The organism is Jannaschia sp. GRR-S6-38 (assembly GCF_029853695.1).
Classification (GTDB): Bacteria; Pseudomonadota; Alphaproteobacteria; order Rhodobacterales; family Rhodobacteraceae; genus Jannaschia; species Jannaschia ovalis.
This window is the reverse complement of sequence record NZ_CP122537.1, coordinates 1,813,474-1,827,673: the sequence shown is the minus strand read 5'-3', so window position 1 is coordinate 1,827,673 and position 14,200 is coordinate 1,813,474. Positions and strand designations below refer to the sequence as shown.

At 71.0% G+C, this 14,200-nt stretch carries 14 protein-coding genes; 7 read left to right on the top strand and 7 right to left on the bottom strand.

From position 1 onward, the window contains the following. Window positions 1–20: 20 nt before the first annotated feature. Window positions 21–923: an ornithine cyclodeaminase family protein gene (locus tag P8627_RS09325; RefSeq protein ID WP_279963828.1), complete on the top strand. Its 903-nt coding sequence runs from the start codon at window positions 21–23 to the stop codon at window positions 921–923. 21 nt (window positions 924–944) lie between these two features. Here the strand turns inward: P8627_RS09325 and radC are convergent, their stop codons facing one another. Together radC and map are read right to left on the bottom strand one after the other, a co-directional pair. Further along, on the bottom strand, window positions 945–1,721 hold the full coding sequence (radC, locus tag P8627_RS09320) for a RadC family protein (protein WP_407932924.1): 777 nt from the start codon (window positions 1,719–1,721) through the stop codon (window positions 945–947). A 36-nt stretch (window positions 1,722–1,757) separates the two neighbouring features. Continuing rightward, window positions 1,758–2,579, bottom strand: coding sequence for a type I methionyl aminopeptidase (gene map / locus P8627_RS09315; protein WP_279963826.1), 822 nt, complete (start codon window positions 2,577–2,579; stop codon window positions 1,758–1,760). Between the two features lie 125 nt (window positions 2,580–2,704). Here map and P8627_RS09310 point away from each other — a divergent pair, with 125 nt between their 5' ends. From P8627_RS09310 to P8627_RS09285, 6 genes are all read left to right on the top strand, one after another. After that, window positions 2,705–3,421: a competence/damage-inducible protein A gene (locus P8627_RS09310; RefSeq protein WP_279963825.1), complete on the top strand. Its 717-nt coding sequence runs from the start codon at window positions 2,705–2,707 to the stop codon at window positions 3,419–3,421. Beyond that, a complete protein-coding gene (locus P8627_RS09305; protein WP_279963824.1) occupies window positions 3,418–4,149 on the top strand; it encodes a GNAT family N-acetyltransferase in 732 nt (243 codons plus the stop codon). Before P8627_RS09310 ends, P8627_RS09305 begins: the two co-directional genes overlap by 4 nt. Beyond that, window positions 4,146–4,721, top strand: coding sequence for a peroxidase-related enzyme (locus P8627_RS09300; protein ID WP_279963823.1), 576 nt, complete (start codon window positions 4,146–4,148; stop codon window positions 4,719–4,721). Before P8627_RS09305 ends, P8627_RS09300 begins: the two co-directional genes overlap by 4 nt. Further along, on the top strand, window positions 4,718–5,629 hold the full coding sequence (locus P8627_RS09295) for an OmpA family protein (RefSeq protein ID WP_279963822.1): 912 nt from the start codon (window positions 4,718–4,720) through the stop codon (window positions 5,627–5,629). Before P8627_RS09300 ends, P8627_RS09295 begins: the two co-directional genes overlap by 4 nt. A 125-nt stretch (window positions 5,630–5,754) precedes the next feature. Next, the gene (locus P8627_RS09290; protein WP_279963821.1) at window positions 5,755–6,453 is read left to right on the top strand and encodes an outer membrane protein; all 699 of its coding nucleotides are present in this window, start codon (window positions 5,755–5,757) and stop codon (window positions 6,451–6,453) included. A 133-nt stretch (window positions 6,454–6,586) separates the two neighbouring features. Continuing rightward, the gene (locus P8627_RS09285) at window positions 6,587–7,990 is read left to right on the top strand and encodes a sensor histidine kinase (RefSeq protein WP_279963820.1); all 1,404 of its coding nucleotides are present in this window, start codon (window positions 6,587–6,589) and stop codon (window positions 7,988–7,990) included. A 57-nt stretch (window positions 7,991–8,047) separates the two neighbouring features. Here the strand turns inward: P8627_RS09285 and P8627_RS09280 are convergent, their stop codons facing one another. The 5 genes from P8627_RS09280 to ilvD all read right to left on the bottom strand — a co-directional run bounded on the left by P8627_RS09280 (window position 8,048) and on the right by ilvD (window position 14,132). Next, window positions 8,048–8,953: a LysR family transcriptional regulator gene (locus P8627_RS09280; RefSeq protein ID WP_279963819.1), complete on the bottom strand. Its 906-nt coding sequence runs from the start codon at window positions 8,951–8,953 to the stop codon at window positions 8,048–8,050. 177 nt (window positions 8,954–9,130) lie between these two features. Next, a complete protein-coding gene (locus P8627_RS09275; RefSeq protein ID WP_279963818.1) occupies window positions 9,131–11,161 on the bottom strand; it encodes an NADPH-dependent 2,4-dienoyl-CoA reductase in 2,031 nt (676 codons plus the stop codon). 81 nt (window positions 11,162–11,242) lie between these two features. Continuing rightward, on the bottom strand, window positions 11,243–11,602 hold the full coding sequence (locus P8627_RS09270) for a hypothetical protein (RefSeq protein ID WP_279963817.1): 360 nt from the start codon (window positions 11,600–11,602) through the stop codon (window positions 11,243–11,245). Window positions 11,603–11,615: 13 nt separating this feature from the next. After that, the gene (locus tag P8627_RS09265) at window positions 11,616–12,398 is read right to left on the bottom strand and encodes a DUF6478 family protein (protein ID WP_279963816.1); all 783 of its coding nucleotides are present in this window, start codon (window positions 12,396–12,398) and stop codon (window positions 11,616–11,618) included. Next, entirely contained in the window at window positions 12,399–14,132 is a 1,734-nt protein-coding gene (gene ilvD / locus P8627_RS09260) for a dihydroxy-acid dehydratase (RefSeq protein ID WP_279963815.1), read from the bottom strand. Window positions 14,133–14,200: the final 68 nt, after the last annotated feature.

Genomic DNA, 14,200 nt, shown 5'->3' with positions numbered 1-14,200 from the left:
ATGCGAAACGGACAGACATCATGACCCCCACGATCATCGGCCCCGAGGCCGAAGCCGCGCTCGACTGGATGGACCTGACCCGCGCGATCGCCGCCGGCCACGAACTGCCCCGCGCCGAGGTGAAGGACATCTTCCTCTACCGCGGCGACGACACCATGCTGTCGCGCGCCGCCTGGATCGACGGGCTGGGGTCGCTGGTGAAGACCGCGCTGATCTTCCCCGGCAACACCGCCCGGGGCAAACCCGCCGTCGGCGGCGCCGTCTCGGTCTTCTCGGACACGGACGGGACGCTGGCCGCGATGCTCGACTTCGTGCTGGTCACCAAGTGGAAGACCGCGGGCGATAGCCTGCTCGCCGCCACGCGGCTGGCGCGGCCCGACAGCCGCGAGGTGCTGATCGTGGGCTCCGGCGCGGTCGCGCGCTCGCTCGTCGAGGCCTATTCCGCGGCCTTCCCCGACGCGCGCTTCCGCATCTGGTCGCGCAATCCCGACAACGCCGCCCGACTGGCCGCCGAAACGGGCGCGCGGGCCGTCACCGACCTCGCGGCCGAGGTCGGGCGCTCCGACATCGTGACCTGCGCGACCATGGCGACCGATCCGGTGATCCGCGGCGAATGGCTGCGCCCGGGCACCCATCTCGACCTGATCGGCGCCTACCGCCCCGACATGCGCGAGGCCGATGACGACGCCCTGCCCCGCGCCACGCTCTTCGTCGACAGCCGCGAAACCACGCTCGACCATATCGGCGAGCTGAAGATCCCGCTGGCCGAAGGCGTGATCGACCGCGCGGACGTGGTCGCGGATTACTACGACACGGGCGCGATGCGCCGCGCCTCCGCGGACCAGATCACGCTCTTCAAGAACGGCGGCGGGGCCCATCTCGACCTGATGGTCGCGCGCTACATCCTCGACGCCGCCGGCTGACCCGCTGCCGCCCGGACGCCCCTAGAGCAGCCCCTCCGACCGAAAAGACAGCGCGCGCGCCTTGCCGACGATCAGGTGGTCGTGCAGCACCAGGCCCAGCACCTCGGCCGCGTCGCGGATGGCGTGGGTCATGGTGATGTCGGCCTCCGACGGGGTCGGGTCGCCCGAGGGATGGTTGTGTACCAGGATCAGCGCCGAGGCGTTCAGCGCCAGTGCCCGCTTCATCACCTCGCGCGGATAGACCGGCACGTGATCCACCGTGCCCTGGGCCAGCTCCTCGTCGGCGATCAGCACGTTCTTGCGGTCGAGATACAGTACCCGGAACCGCTCGGTGTCCTGATGCGACAGCGCGGTCTGCAGATAGTCCAGCAGCGCGTCCCAGGACGACAGCACCGGGCGTTTTAGCACGCGGGCGCGCGCCATGCGATGGCCCAGCGCCTCCAGGATCTTCAGCTGCTCGATCACCGCCGGGCCCACGCCCGGCACTTCGGCCAACCGCGCGGCGGGTGCGGCCATCACGCGGTTCAGGTCGCCAAAGACCCGCAGGAGCCGCTTGGCCAGCGGCTTCACGTCGCCGCGCGGCAGGGCGCGGAACAGCAGAAGCTCCAGCAGCTCGTAATCCGGCATCGCCGCCGCGCCGCCCTCCATGAAGCGGGCGCGCAGCCGGGCGCGGTGGGCGAGACGGTGATCGGGCTCCGACGCCTCGGCCGGCGGCACGGTCACGGGCCCCGCGAAGAGACCCGGCAGCGGGGCCTCGGACAAGCGATCGGGCGGGCAGTCGGGCGGACGGCGGGACATGGGCTCCGGTCTGCCCCGCCCGTCCCTAACGAGAGGTTAATCCGCCGCGTCGGCCCGGGTCGGGTGGAAGCGCCCGGCGGCCGAGGGGGTGAAGATCTCCGCCCCCGTGGCGGTCACGCCGATCGAATGCTCGAACTGCGCCGAGAGCGACTTGTCGCGCGTCACCGCGGTCCAGTCATCGGCCAGCACCTTGGTCTCGGGGCGGCCAAGGTTGATCATCGGCTCGATGGTGAAGAACATGCCCTCTTCCAGCACCGGCCCGGTGCCCGGCCGGCCGTAATGCAGCACGTTGGGCGGCGCATGGAACACCCGGCCCAGCCCATGGCCGCAGAAATCGCGCACCACCGACATGCGATGCGCCTCGGCATAGGCCTGGATGGCGAAGCCGATATCGCCGAAAGTGGCGCCGGGCTTCACCGCCTCGATCCCCTTCATCAGCGAATCATGGGTCACCTGCATCAGCCGCGCCGCCTTGCGCGACGGCTGGCCGGCCACGAACATCCGGCTGGTATCGCCGTACCAGCCGTCGACGATCACCGTGACGTCGATGTTGAGGATGTCGCCGTCCTTCAGCTTCTTGTCGCCCGGGATGCCGTGGCAGACGACGTGGTTCACGCTGATGCAGGAGGCATGGGCATAGCCCTTGTAGCCGATCGTGGCCGAGGTCGCGCCGGCGGCCTCGACCCACTCCGTGATCATCCGGTCCAGCGCGCCCGTCGTGACCCCCGGCGCGACGTGATCCGCGATCCGGTCCAGGATCGCCGAAGCCAGCGCGCCCGCCTTGCGCATGCCGGCGAAATCCGCGTCCTCGTGGATGCGGATGCCGTCGCGCGTGAGCCTGCCGCGATGTTCGTCCAAGGGGGCCTCCGGTCGGTTCGGCAGATGATGTAATGCGGCCCGCGCCGAATATCCACCGCCCCGGCCATGGCCGCGCGCCGGGGCGCGCCCTATACCTTCGGACGACCCCAGAGCCGAGGACCCCCATGCCCAATCCCACCGCCGCGATGCTGGTCATCGGAGACGAGATCCTGTCGGGGCGCACCCGCGACGCGAACATGCACCACCTCGCGGGCCAGCTCGCCCTGCGCGGCATCACCCTGTCCGAGGTGCGCATCGTCTCGGACGATCACGAGGCCATCGTCGCCGCGCTGAACGCGCTGCGCGCGGCCTGGGACCACGTCTTCACCTCGGGCGGCATCGGGCCCACACATGACGACATCACCGCCGACGCCATCGGCGCGGCCTTCGGCGTGCTGGTCGATATCCGCGACGACGCCCGCGCGCTCCTCGCGGCGCATTACGAACGCACCGGCGGCGAGCTGAACGCGGCCCGCCTGCGCATGGCCCGCATCCCCGAGGGCGCGACGCTGATCGAGAACCCCGTCAGCACCGCGCCGGGCTTCACCATCGGCAATGTCCACGTCATGGCGGGGGTGCCCGCGGTCTTCCAGGCGATGGTGGCCAGCGTCCTGCCCACGCTGACCGGCGGCGCGCCGCTGGTCTCGACCTCCACCCGGATCGACCGCGGCGAGGGCGACATCGCCGGCCCGCTGGCGGCGCTCGCGGCCGAGTATCCGGACGTGGCGATCGGCTCCTACCCGTTCCAGAAGGACGGCAAGTTCGGCGCCAATATCGTCATCCGCGGGCAGGACGGCGCGCAGGTCGCGGCTGCGACCGACCGTTTGTCGGAGCTGCTGTGACCGACGGCCCCGACTGGCAGGCCGTCATCGACGCCTGCTGGCCGCCCGCGCGGACCGAACGCGCGGGCCCCTGGACCCTGCGGATCAGCCCCGGCGCGGGCGGGCGGGTCAACGCGATCTCGGGCGACCGGGACGCGGCGCTGCACGCGCCCGCGACGCTTGACCGGGCCGAGGCGGCGGCGCGCGCGAACGGACAACGCCCCAGCTTCGTCGTCTGGCCCGACCAGCCCGAACTCGACGCCGCGCTGGCCGCGCGCGGCTACCGCGTCGAGGATGCCGTCCATCTCTACGAGATCGCCGTGGCCGATGTCGCGCAGGGCGTCATGCCCTATGCCACCGCCTTCACCATCTGGCCGCCCTTGCAGATCATGCGCGACATCTGGGCCGAGGGCGGCATCGGCCCGGCCCGCCAGGCCGTCATGGCCCGCGCCGCCCGCCCCGCGGGCATTCTGGCCCGGGTCGACGACCGCGCCGCCGGGGTGGGCTTCGTCGCGGCGCACGGGCCCGTCGCGCTGCTCTCGGCGGTCGAGGTGCTGGCGCGCCACCGCCGCAAGGGCGTCGCCCGCAACATCCTGCGCGCCGCCGCGCATTGGGCCCGGGACCAGGGCTGCACGCGGCTGGCGCTGGTCACCACGCGCGACAATCTGCCGGCCAATTCCGCCTACGCTTCCAGCGGCATGCGGAACGTGGGAGGTTACCACTACCGCCGACACCCGGATCCCGCATGACCGACACGACCGACCTGCCCACCGCGCTCGACCTGCCGCCGGTGGATCCGCTCCCGCCCGAGACGCAGCGCTATTTCGACATTTGCGTCGAGAAGCTGGGCTTCGTGCCCAACGTGCTGCGCGCCTATGCCTTCGACATCGACAAGCTCAACGCCTTCACCGCGATGTATAACGACCTGATGCTGGCCCCCTCGGGCCTGTCGAAGCTGGAACGCGAGATGATCGCCGTCGCCGTCTCCGCCGAGAACCGCTGCTTCTACTGCCTCGTGGCCCATGGCGCCGCGGTCCGCCAGCTTTCGGGCGATCCGGCACTGGGCGAGGCCATCGCGATGAATTACCGCGTCGCGCCCATCGACGCCCGCCAGCGGGCCATGCTCGACTTCGCCGTGCAGATGACCCGCGCCTCCGCCACCATCGGCGAGGCCGAGCGCGAGGCGCTCCGCGCCCATGGCCTCTCGGATCGCGACATCTTCGACCTCGCGGGCGTGGCGGGCTTCTTCAACATGACCAACCGCGTCGCCTCGGCCATCGCGATGCAGCCCAATCCCGAATATCACGGGCAGGCCCGGTGAGGGCCATCCTCGCGCTCGTCCTGACCGCCCTGCCCGCGCTCGCCGCGGCACCCGAATTGCCCTTGCCCGGCACCCCCAGCCTGACCGAGGCGCAACCGCTTTCGACACACCGGATCGCCACCGGGCCCTATGCCGGCGGCCTGCCGGTCGAGGCGGTGGAGGGCGCGGTGACGCGGCGCATCTGGCAGGTCGAGGCGCCGGGCGCGACGACGCTGCAGATCCTCGCGCCCCTGCGCGACGCGCTCCAGGCCGCGGGCTGGCAGGTGGTCTTCGAATGCGCCACCCGCGCCTGCGGCGGCTTCGACTTCCGCTTCGAGATCGACGTGACCCCGGCGCCCACGATGTTCGTCGACCTCGCCGATTACCGCTACCTCGCCGCAAGCAAGGACGCGGCGCGGCTGTCGATGCTGGTCAGCACCTCCGGCGATCTCGCCTATGTGCAGGTGACCGATGTCGATCCCGGGGCCGAGGTCGCGGCGATCACCAAATCCGCCTCCGATCCGCGGCCCGCGGCGCTGCCCGCCGCCACCGGCGACATCGCCCGGGACCTGCGCGAGCGCGGCCGCGCGGTGCTGGCCGATCTCGACTTCGCCACCGGCTCGACCGAACTCGCGGGCGACAGCTACGCCTCGCTCGACGCGCTGGCCGCCTGGATGCGCGCCAATCCCGAGACCCGCGTCGCGCTGGTGGGCCACACCGATGCCGAGGGCAGCGCCGAGGGCAACATGGCGATCTCGCGCAGCCGCGCCGACAGCGCGCGCGCCATCCTGACCGGCCCGCTGGGCATCGCGCCCGCCCGGCTCGAAACGCAGGGCGTGGGCTTCTTCGCCCCCCTCGCCGCCAATGACAGCCCCGCCGGGCGCGAGGCCAACCGCCGCGTCGAGGCGGTGGTGATCTCGACCGAATGACGCGGGCGCGGCGCCACGGGCGTGACCCCGCGGTCACGATCCCGACCCCATTCCCACCGCGGCTTGCGACCCGCGAACCCCGCGCCTAACGGTCCCCGACCGCAGCTTCCGGAAAGGGCCCAGCCTTGCTGACCACCGCCCGACGGCTCCTCCTCCTTCTCGTCCTCCTTAGCCTGCCGCTGGCGGCCCGGGCCGAGCCGATCCGCGACTGGAGCGGGCCCTATGCGGGCCTGACCCTCGGGGTCGCCGACGGATCGACCCGCGTCACCGGCAACCGCTTCACCTACAACCAGAACCGCGCCGTGAACCGCGTCGACCACGACTATCGCGGCGGCGTCTTTGACGGCGTGGCGGGGTGGAACTGGCAACGCGGCCGTCTCGTCTTCGGCCCGGAGCTGTCGCTGGGCTATGGCGACCTGCAATCCGCGCTGGTCTTCAACACCGACAACGACATCGACCAGGTGCGGATCGACTGGCAGGCCAGCCTCACCGCCCGGCTGGGCGTCGCGCTGGGCGACGCGCTCGTCTACGCGCGGACGGGCCTCGCCTTCGCCCGGACGCGCAACGTGGGCGGCGACGTGAATGGCGGCGTGCTGAACCTCTCCGACGCGCATCGCCGCCAGACGGTCGATCACGGCGTGACCTTCGGGCTCGGGGTGGAACAGGCGCTTGCCGCGAACCGCCGCGTCCGGCTCGAATTCAGCCAGACCGAGTTCGAGACCTATTCCCTGGCCAACCAGGACGGCGCGCCGGGCTCGCAGGTCTACGTGGTCGAAAACGGCCCGATCCGCGCCGTCCGGATCGGCCTTCTCTGGGCCTTCTGACCCGGCACCCGCCATCGCCGTTGCCTCGTTTCGCCATCGGCGGTATGTCGGATTACATAGGTTGTCCGACGTCGCCCGCGTCGCTTCGGAGCGTACAGACCCCGGAGCCCGCCCCCATCGAGAGGATCGCGCCATGGCCGCGGATCCGGATCTGATCCGGCTGGAGCGCGACGCGCTCTACGCGGATGACGACGTCGCCCGCGCGCTGATCGATGCCGACCTGACCTATCGCAGCGCCAATCCCGCCTTCGCCCGGATGACCGGCCTCGATCTCGCCGACATCATTGGCCGGACCATCCCGCAGATCCTGCCCGATTTCGAACGGGCCGCGGCGACAGCCTATGCGGAGATGCTCGCAACCGGCCGGCGCGTCGGACCGATCGAGGCGCTCGGCAAGACCCCGGCGCGGCGGGCCGAGCCGCGGAGCTTCCGCGCCGACATGCTGCCCGTCCGCGACGGCGCGGGCCGGATCGTCGCCGCCTCGCTCAGCGTCGTCGACATCTCCGAGCTCAAGCAGCTCGAGGACAGCCTCGAACGCAGCCGCGAAACGCTCGCCGCCGCGCTGGCCAGCGTGCCGCTCGGGGTGGTCGAATACGACGCCGTCGCGCAGGTCGCGCGGTGGGACGCCCATTCCAGCAGCTTCCTTGGCCTGCCCGCGCGGCCCCATATCCTCGGCCTCACGGAGGTGTTCGACCTGATCCATCCCGACGACCGCGACCGCGTGCAGACCGCCATCGCGGCCGGCGAGGACCCGAACGGTCCGGGCCGCTTCACCCTCGAGCACCGCGTCATCCAGCCCGACGGCACGATCCGCTGGATCGAAGTGCACGGCCAGTACCGCTTCGTCCGCCACGGCGAGGTGCTGATCGCGGCCGGCGGGATCGGCGTCGCCTCCGACATCACCCGGCGCAAGACCGACGAGGAGTTCCGCGCGCTTCTGCTGCGCGAACTCGAACACCGGGTGAAGAACGCCCATTCCATCGTCCAGGCCATCAGCCGCCAGACCGCGCGCAGCGTCGACACGCTGGAGGCGTTCATGGAGGTCTTCGACGCCCGGCTCGAAGCCATCCGCGCGACCAACGACATCATCTCGGGCAGCGTCGAGACCGGCGTCGCGCTCGACGCGCTGATCCGCTCGCAGATGCGGCCCCTGCTGGGGCAGCGCTCGGGGCTCTACACGCTCGACGGCCCGCCCCTTGCCCTCGGAAGCGGCGTGGCGCAGAGCCTCGGGCTCGTCATCCATGAGCTGACCACCAACGCGCTCAAATACGGCGCGCTCTCGCGGCCCGGCGGCCGGGTGCAGATCGCCTGGCGACCAGACGGCTCCGACCCGGGCCTCTTCACCCTGACCTGGACCGAACGCGGCGGCCCAGCGGTGCGCGAACCGGACGCGCGCGGCTTCGGAAGCCTCCTGATCCGGTCCAGCACCACCAAGTTCCCGGGCGCCGCCTGCGACGTGGACTTCGCCCCCGAGGGGCTGCGCGTCACGCTGACCCTGCCTCTCGACGAAACGGCACCGCAGCCAACGCGCGGCTGAGCCCACGCGAAAAGGGCCGCCCCGAAGGACGGCCCGTCGCGTCGCGGCCCCGGCGGCTCACCAGTCGCCCGGACCCCGGTCGCGGAAGCTTTCCACCAGGAAGTCGATGAAGGCGCGCACCTTGGGCTGGGTGTAGCGGCCCGGCGGATAGACCGCGTAGATGCCCTGCATCTCGGGCGGATGGTTCTCGATCGCCGGCACCAGCCGGCCGTCCTTCATCGCGTCGGCGTAGAGGAAGTCCGGCAGGAAGGCGATGCCCAGCCCGTTCACCGCGGCGTTCAGCAGCGACTGGCCGTCATTGACCGTCAGCCACCCGGCCGAGCGGACCTGGCGCTTCTCGCCCGAGGGCGCGGTCAGCCGCCAGACCGAGCCGTTGGCCTGGTTCGAGTAATGCAAGAGCTTGTGCTCGTTGAGATCGTCGATCCGCTGCGGGCGGCCGTATTCCTCGAGATACTGGGGCGAGGCGATCATCTGCTTGTGCGTCTCGGCCAGCTTGCGGGCGCGCAGCGAGCTGTCCTCCAGGTCGCCGATCCGCACCGCGAGGTCGAACCCTTCCGAGATCAGCTCCACGTAGCGGTTGTTCAGCACCATGTTGACGGTGATGTCGGGATAGGCGTGCAGGAAGCTGCCGAGGATCGGGCTGAGATGGTTCACCCCGAAATCCGTGGCCACCGACACGCGCAGAACCCCCGAGGGCGCCGATTGCATCGAGGTCACAAGCGCATCCGCCTCGCCCGCATCGTTGAGCACGCGGCGGGCGCGGTCGTAATAGGCCAGGCCGATCTCGGTCGGGCTGACGCGGCGGGTGGTGCGGTTGAGCAGGCGCGCCCCGAGCCGCGTCTCCAGCGAGGAGACGTGCTTGGACACCGCCGATTTCGAGATGCCGAGTTTCTTGGCGGCATCCGTGAAGCCACCCTGGTCGACGACCGTGGCGAAGGCTTCCATTTCAGACAGGCGATCCATGCGGCAGGTCCTCGGCAAACAACTGTGGCCATCAGGATTGCCGTCGGATTGGGGCGAAATCGGGTCGTGGCCCGGCCAATCGTGGGATGGTTTCGGGATTTAAGCGGGGCGGGAAACGCCAAACCCCTGAAAAACGCTTAAGAAACCCTTAACATCGTTAAGGATTTCCACCTCTCGCTACAGCGAAGCGGCCAGTCTCGCGCCCTGATCAATCGCGCGTTTGGCGTCCAATTCGGCCGCCACGTCGGCCCCGCCGATCACGTGGCAGGCGATGCCCGCATCCGCCAGCGCGTCGGCCAGCGACCGCTCCGGGACCTGCCCCGCGCAAAGCACGATCGTGTCCGCCTCGACCAGCTTCGGCGTCTCGTGCGCCTCGCCGAAGCTGATCTGCAGCCCGTCCTCGGTGATGCGCTCGTAATTCACGCCCGGCACCATCTTCACGTCCTTCATCGCCAGCGACGCGCGGTGGATCCAGCCGGTGGTCTTGCCCAGCCGCTTGCCCAGCTTCTCGGCCTTGCGCTGCAACAACGTGATCTCGCGCGCCGAGGCCGGCGGCCGCGGACCCTCGGGCTCCAGCCCGCCGCGATGGTCCTCGGGATCGGCCACGCCCCATTCGCGCAGCCAGGCGGCCAGGTCCTCGGTGGTGCTGTCGCCGCCCGAATGAGTCAGGAAATCCGCGGTGTCGAAGCCGATCCCGCCCGCGCCGACGATGGCGACGCGGCGGCCGACCTCGACGCGCCCGCGCAGCACGTCGATATAGCTGACGACATTGGCGCCGTCCTGCCCGGGAATGCCCGGATCGCGCGGCGCGACGCCGGTGGCGATCACCACCTCGTCGGCGCCCGTCAGGTCGCCCACGCCCGGCGCCTCGCCCAGCCGCAGCGTGATCGCCGGGTGGTCCACCATTCGCGCCATCCAGTCGACCAAGCCCACGAACTCCTCCTTGCCCGGGATGACCTTCGCCATGTTGAGCTGGCCGCCCACCTCCGGCGCCTTGTCCCAGAGCGTCACGCGATGGCCGCGCTGCGCGGCGACCATCGCGACGGTCACGCCCGCCGCGCCCGCGCCGACCACGGCGATGTCGCGCGGCGTCTCCGCGGGCGCGTAACGCAGCTCGGTCTCGTGACAGGCGCGCGGGTTCACCAGGCAGGAGCTGATCTTGCCGCCGAAGGTATGGTCCAGGCAGGCCTGGTTGCAGGCGATGCAGGGCGCGATATCCGCCGCTCGGCCCTCCATCGCCTTCTTCACGAAATCCGCATCCGCGAGGAACGGCCGGGCCATCGACACCATGTCCGCGCAACCCTCGGCCAGCACGCCCTCGGCCACCTCGGGGGTGTTGATCCGGTTCGAGGTGATGACCGGCACGCCGACCTCGCCCATCAGCTTCTTCGTCACCCAGGTGAAAGCCGCCCGCGGCACGCTGGTGGCGATGGTCGGGATGCGCGCCTCGTGCCAGCCGATCCCGGTGTTCAGGATCGTCGCGCCGGCCGCCTCGATCTTGCGGGCGAGGCTCACCACCTCGTCCCAGCTCTGCCCGTCTGGCACCAGGTCGATCATGCTCAGCCGGTAGATGATGATGAAATCGTCGCCCACCGCCGCGCGCACGCGCTTGACCACCTCGACCGGCAGGCGCTGCCGGTTCTCGACCGAGCCGCCCCAGCGATCCGTCCGCTTGTTGGTATGCGCCACCAGGAACTGATTGAGGAAATACCCCTCCGAGCCCATCACCTCGACCCCGTCATAGCCCGCCGCACGGGCCCGCTTGGCCGCCGTGGCGATATCGGCGATCTGCTTCTCGATGCCGTCCTCGTCCAGCTCCTTGGGCGGGAAGGGCGAGATCGGCGATTTCACCGGGCTCGGCGCCACGCAATCGGGGCTATAGGCATAGCGCCCGGCATGCAGGATCTGCATCGCGATCTTGCCGCCGGCGTCGTGCACCCGGTCGGTGACGATCCGGTGATTGGCGATATCCGCATCCGAGAACAGGCCCGCCGCGCCCGGGAAAACACCGCCCTCGCGATTGGGCGCCATGCCGCCGGTGACCATCAGCCCGACCTCGCCCGCCGCCCGCTCGGCATAGAAGGTGGCGACACGGTTCCAGTCCTTGGTCTCCTCGAGCCCGGTATGCATCGAGCCCATCAGCACGCGGTTCTTCAGCGTGGTGAAGCCCAGGTCGAGCGGGGCGAGCAGATGCGGGTAATCGGTCATGGGCAGGATCCTCCGCGGGCGACAATGGGGATGCGGCGGCCCGCTGTCACGCCGGAACGCCGCGTCAGAGCGGCGCGGCCGTCAGTCGCCCCCGGCCACGTGCCGCCGGAACGCGGTCTTCAGGAGCGCCACCTCGGCGCGCAGCGCGTCGAGCTCGGCGCGCAGGTCCTCGGCGCGGTCCAGCCCGCAGATCACCGTCACCCGGTCCAGCACCGTGCCGTCGGGCGTGCGGATCAGCACCGTCTGCGTCCCGTCGGTCAGCGCGGCCGGGCCCAGCTCGCCCTCGACCTGCCAGCCGCCCCCCTCCAGCGGCGACTGCGTCAGGTGCCCCAGGCTCTCGCCGCCCAGCGCCATCTCCAGCGCCGGCGGCTCGCCCGCGCCGGTCAGCACGCCGCGATAGGTGCCCCCGGTCACGGCGGCGCGGTTCAGGATCCAGTCCATGGCGCTCCTCCTCTCAGATGTCGGCGCGCGGGCGGCGCGCCAGCGTCAGGTCCTCGACCACCACCCGGTTCATCGCCGGCCGCTCGAAGATCAGGTCCAGCCAGGCATGCTCCAGCTTGTCGGGATTGATCTCCTGGAAGCCCAGGTCGAACTCCGCCCCCAGCGCGGCCTCGGCGCCGTTCGCGGGCATCAGCTCGCTGACGAGCTGCTCGATATTGGGCCCCTGCCGGATGTTGAGCCGCACGAACATCTCCGCCGGGCGCTCGCGCCGGACCCGCGCCTTGACCGCCACGATATGCGACCGACGCAGCCCCCGCGCGCCCATCCGCGGCAGGTCCAGCGCCAATGACAGGAAGCTGCCGTCGAAGCCCAGCGCGTCCAGCGACAGCGCGAAGGGCGCGGGCGCGTCGGGGTCGCGGCGGCGCGACTGGCGCAGCGTGATCTCGGCCAGCGGGCAGTCGTGGAACAGCGTCACCCCCTCGGCCAGCGCCGTGCCGCCCGTGACCCCCGCGATCACCGGCGGGCGCAGCGCCGCGGCCCAGGGCAGCGGCCGCCAGGCCCAGTCGCATTGCGGCGGCCGGGCGATCCCGTCCTGCGCGATCCGCGGACGCAGAAGCGCGCGGTCGGCCTCGGCGCTCAGCCGGCGCGCCGCCTCAGAGAGCTCGCGCGCCGCGGGCGCCAGCGCCGCCAGGTCGGCCGGGTCCATCCCGGGCGCCGCCGCGGCCGCCTGCCGCCACGCGGCGACGGCCCGCCGCCGGCGCAGCGACTCGACAAGCCCGGGCAGCCGGATCGCCATTCAGAGATCCATGTAGATATGTTCCTCGGCCGCGGCCCCCGGATGCGTCGCCGCGCCCAGCCGGGCCGAGCCCACGAGCTGCGCGTATTTCCACAGCGCGCCCGAGGCGTAGATCGTCTTGCGCGGGCCTTTCCAGTCGGCCTTGCGCGCCGCCATCTCGTCCTCGGAGACATCGACCGAGATCGTGCCCTCGATCGCGTTCAGCGTGATGACGTCGCCGTCGCGCACCAGCGCGATGGGCCCGCCATGCGCGGCCTCGGGGCCGACATGGCCGACGCAGAAGCCGCGCGTCGCGCCCGAGAAGCGGCCATCGGTGATCAGCGCGACCTTCTTGCCCATGCCCTGCCCCGACAGCGCCGCCGTGGTCGCCAGCATCTCGCGCATGCCCGGGCCGCCCGCGGGGCCCTCGTTGCGGATGACGATGACCTCGCCCTCCTCGTATTGCCGCGCCTTCACCGCCTCGAAGGCGTCCTCCTCGCATTCGAAGACCCGCGCCGGGCCCGAGAAGACCTGGTGCTCCTCGGCCATGCCCGCGACCTTCACGATGGCGCCGTCGGGGGCGAGGTTGCCCTTCAGCCCGACCACGCCGCCGGTCTTGGTGATCGGCGTCTCGATCGGATAGATCACGCGGCCATCGGCCTCCAGCGTGACGCGGTCGATCTCCTCGCCGATGCTGCGGCCCGTCGCGGTCATGCAATCCTCGTGGATCAGGCCCGCCTTGCGCAGCTCCTTCATCACCACCGGCACGCCGCCCGCCTCGTAGAGATCCTTGGCCACGTATTGGCCGCCCGGCTTCAGGTCGACGAAATAGGGCGTGTCGCGGAAGATGTCGCAGACATCGCCGAGGTCGAATTCGATCCCCGCCTCGTGGGCGATGGCCGGCAGGTGCAGCCCCGCGTTGGTCGAGCCCCCGGTGCAGGCCACCACGCGCGCCGCGTTCTCCAGCGACTTGCGGGTGACGACGTCGCGGGCGCGGATGTTCTTCTCCAGAAGCCGCATCACCGCCTCGCCCGAGGCGACGGAGTAATGGTCCCGGCTCTCATAGGGCGCGGGCGCGCCGGCGGAATTGGGCAGCGCCAGGCCGATCGCCTCGGACACGCAGGCCATGGTGTTGGCGGTGAACTGGCCGCCGCAGGCGCCCGCGCTCGGGCAGGCCACGCGCTCCAGGATCTCCAGCTCGGCATCCGACATGTTGCCCGCCTGGTGCTGGCCCACCGCCTCGAACACGTCCTGGACGGTGACGTCCTTGCCGTTCAGCCGACCCGGCAGGATCGAGCCGCCATAGATGAAGACCGAGGGCGTGTTCAGACGCACCATCGCCATCATCATTCCCGGCAGCGACTTGTCGCAGCCCGCGAGCCCCACGATCGCGTCGTAGCAATGCCCGCGCATCGTCAGCTCGACCGTGTCGGCAATCGCCTCGCGCGAGGCCAGGCTCGACCGCATCCCCTCGTGGCCCATCGCGATGCCATCGGTGACGGTGATGGTCGTGAACTCCCGCGGGGTGCCGCCGCCCTGCTTCACGCCCAGCTTCACGGCCTGCGCCTGCCGGCTCAGCGCGATGTTGCAGGGCGCGGCCTCGTTCCAGCAGGTGGCGACGCCGACCCAAGGCTGATGGATCTCTTCCTCGCCCAGGCCCATGGCATAGAAATAGGACCGGTGCGGCGCGCGTTCCGGCCCCTCGGTCACGTGCCGGCTGGGCAGTTTCGACTTGTCCGTGGGGCCCTTGAGCATCACCGTCTCCTCGTCTCGCGGTCGCCCGTCTGGATAGACGCCGCGCCCCAGCGGGACAAGCGCGATTG

Bases quoted from the DNA above. Each gene is read 5' to 3' on its own strand.
- radC (WP_407932924.1), bottom strand. From the start codon at position 1,721: ATGTCCCGCCGTCCGCCCGACTGCCCGCCCGATCGCTTGTCCGAGGCC.
- P8627_RS09265 (WP_279963816.1), bottom strand. From the start codon at position 12,398: ATGGCGATCCGGCTGCCCGGGCTTGTCGAGTCGCTGCGCCGGCGGCGG.
- P8627_RS09310 (WP_279963825.1), top strand. From the start codon at position 2,705: ATGCCCAATCCCACCGCCGCGATGCTGGTCATCGGAGACGAGATCCTG.
- P8627_RS09285 (WP_279963820.1), top strand. From the start codon at position 6,587: ATGGCCGCGGATCCGGATCTGATCCGGCTGGAGCGCGACGCGCTCTAC.
- P8627_RS09280 (WP_279963819.1), bottom strand. From the start codon at position 8,953: ATGGATCGCCTGTCTGAAATGGAAGCCTTCGCCACGGTCGTCGACCAG.
- P8627_RS09275 (WP_279963818.1), bottom strand. From the start codon at position 11,161: ATGACCGATTACCCGCATCTGCTCGCCCCGCTCGACCTGGGCTTCACC.
- P8627_RS09325 (WP_279963828.1), top strand. From the start codon at position 21: ATGACCCCCACGATCATCGGCCCCGAGGCCGAAGCCGCGCTCGACTGG.
- P8627_RS09300 (WP_279963823.1), top strand. From the start codon at position 4,146: ATGACCGACACGACCGACCTGCCCACCGCGCTCGACCTGCCGCCGGTG.
- ilvD (WP_279963815.1), bottom strand. From the start codon at position 14,132: ATGCTCAAGGGCCCCACGGACAAGTCGAAACTGCCCAGCCGGCACGTG.
- P8627_RS09270 (WP_279963817.1), bottom strand. From the start codon at position 11,602: ATGGACTGGATCCTGAACCGCGCCGCCGTGACCGGGGGCACCTATCGC.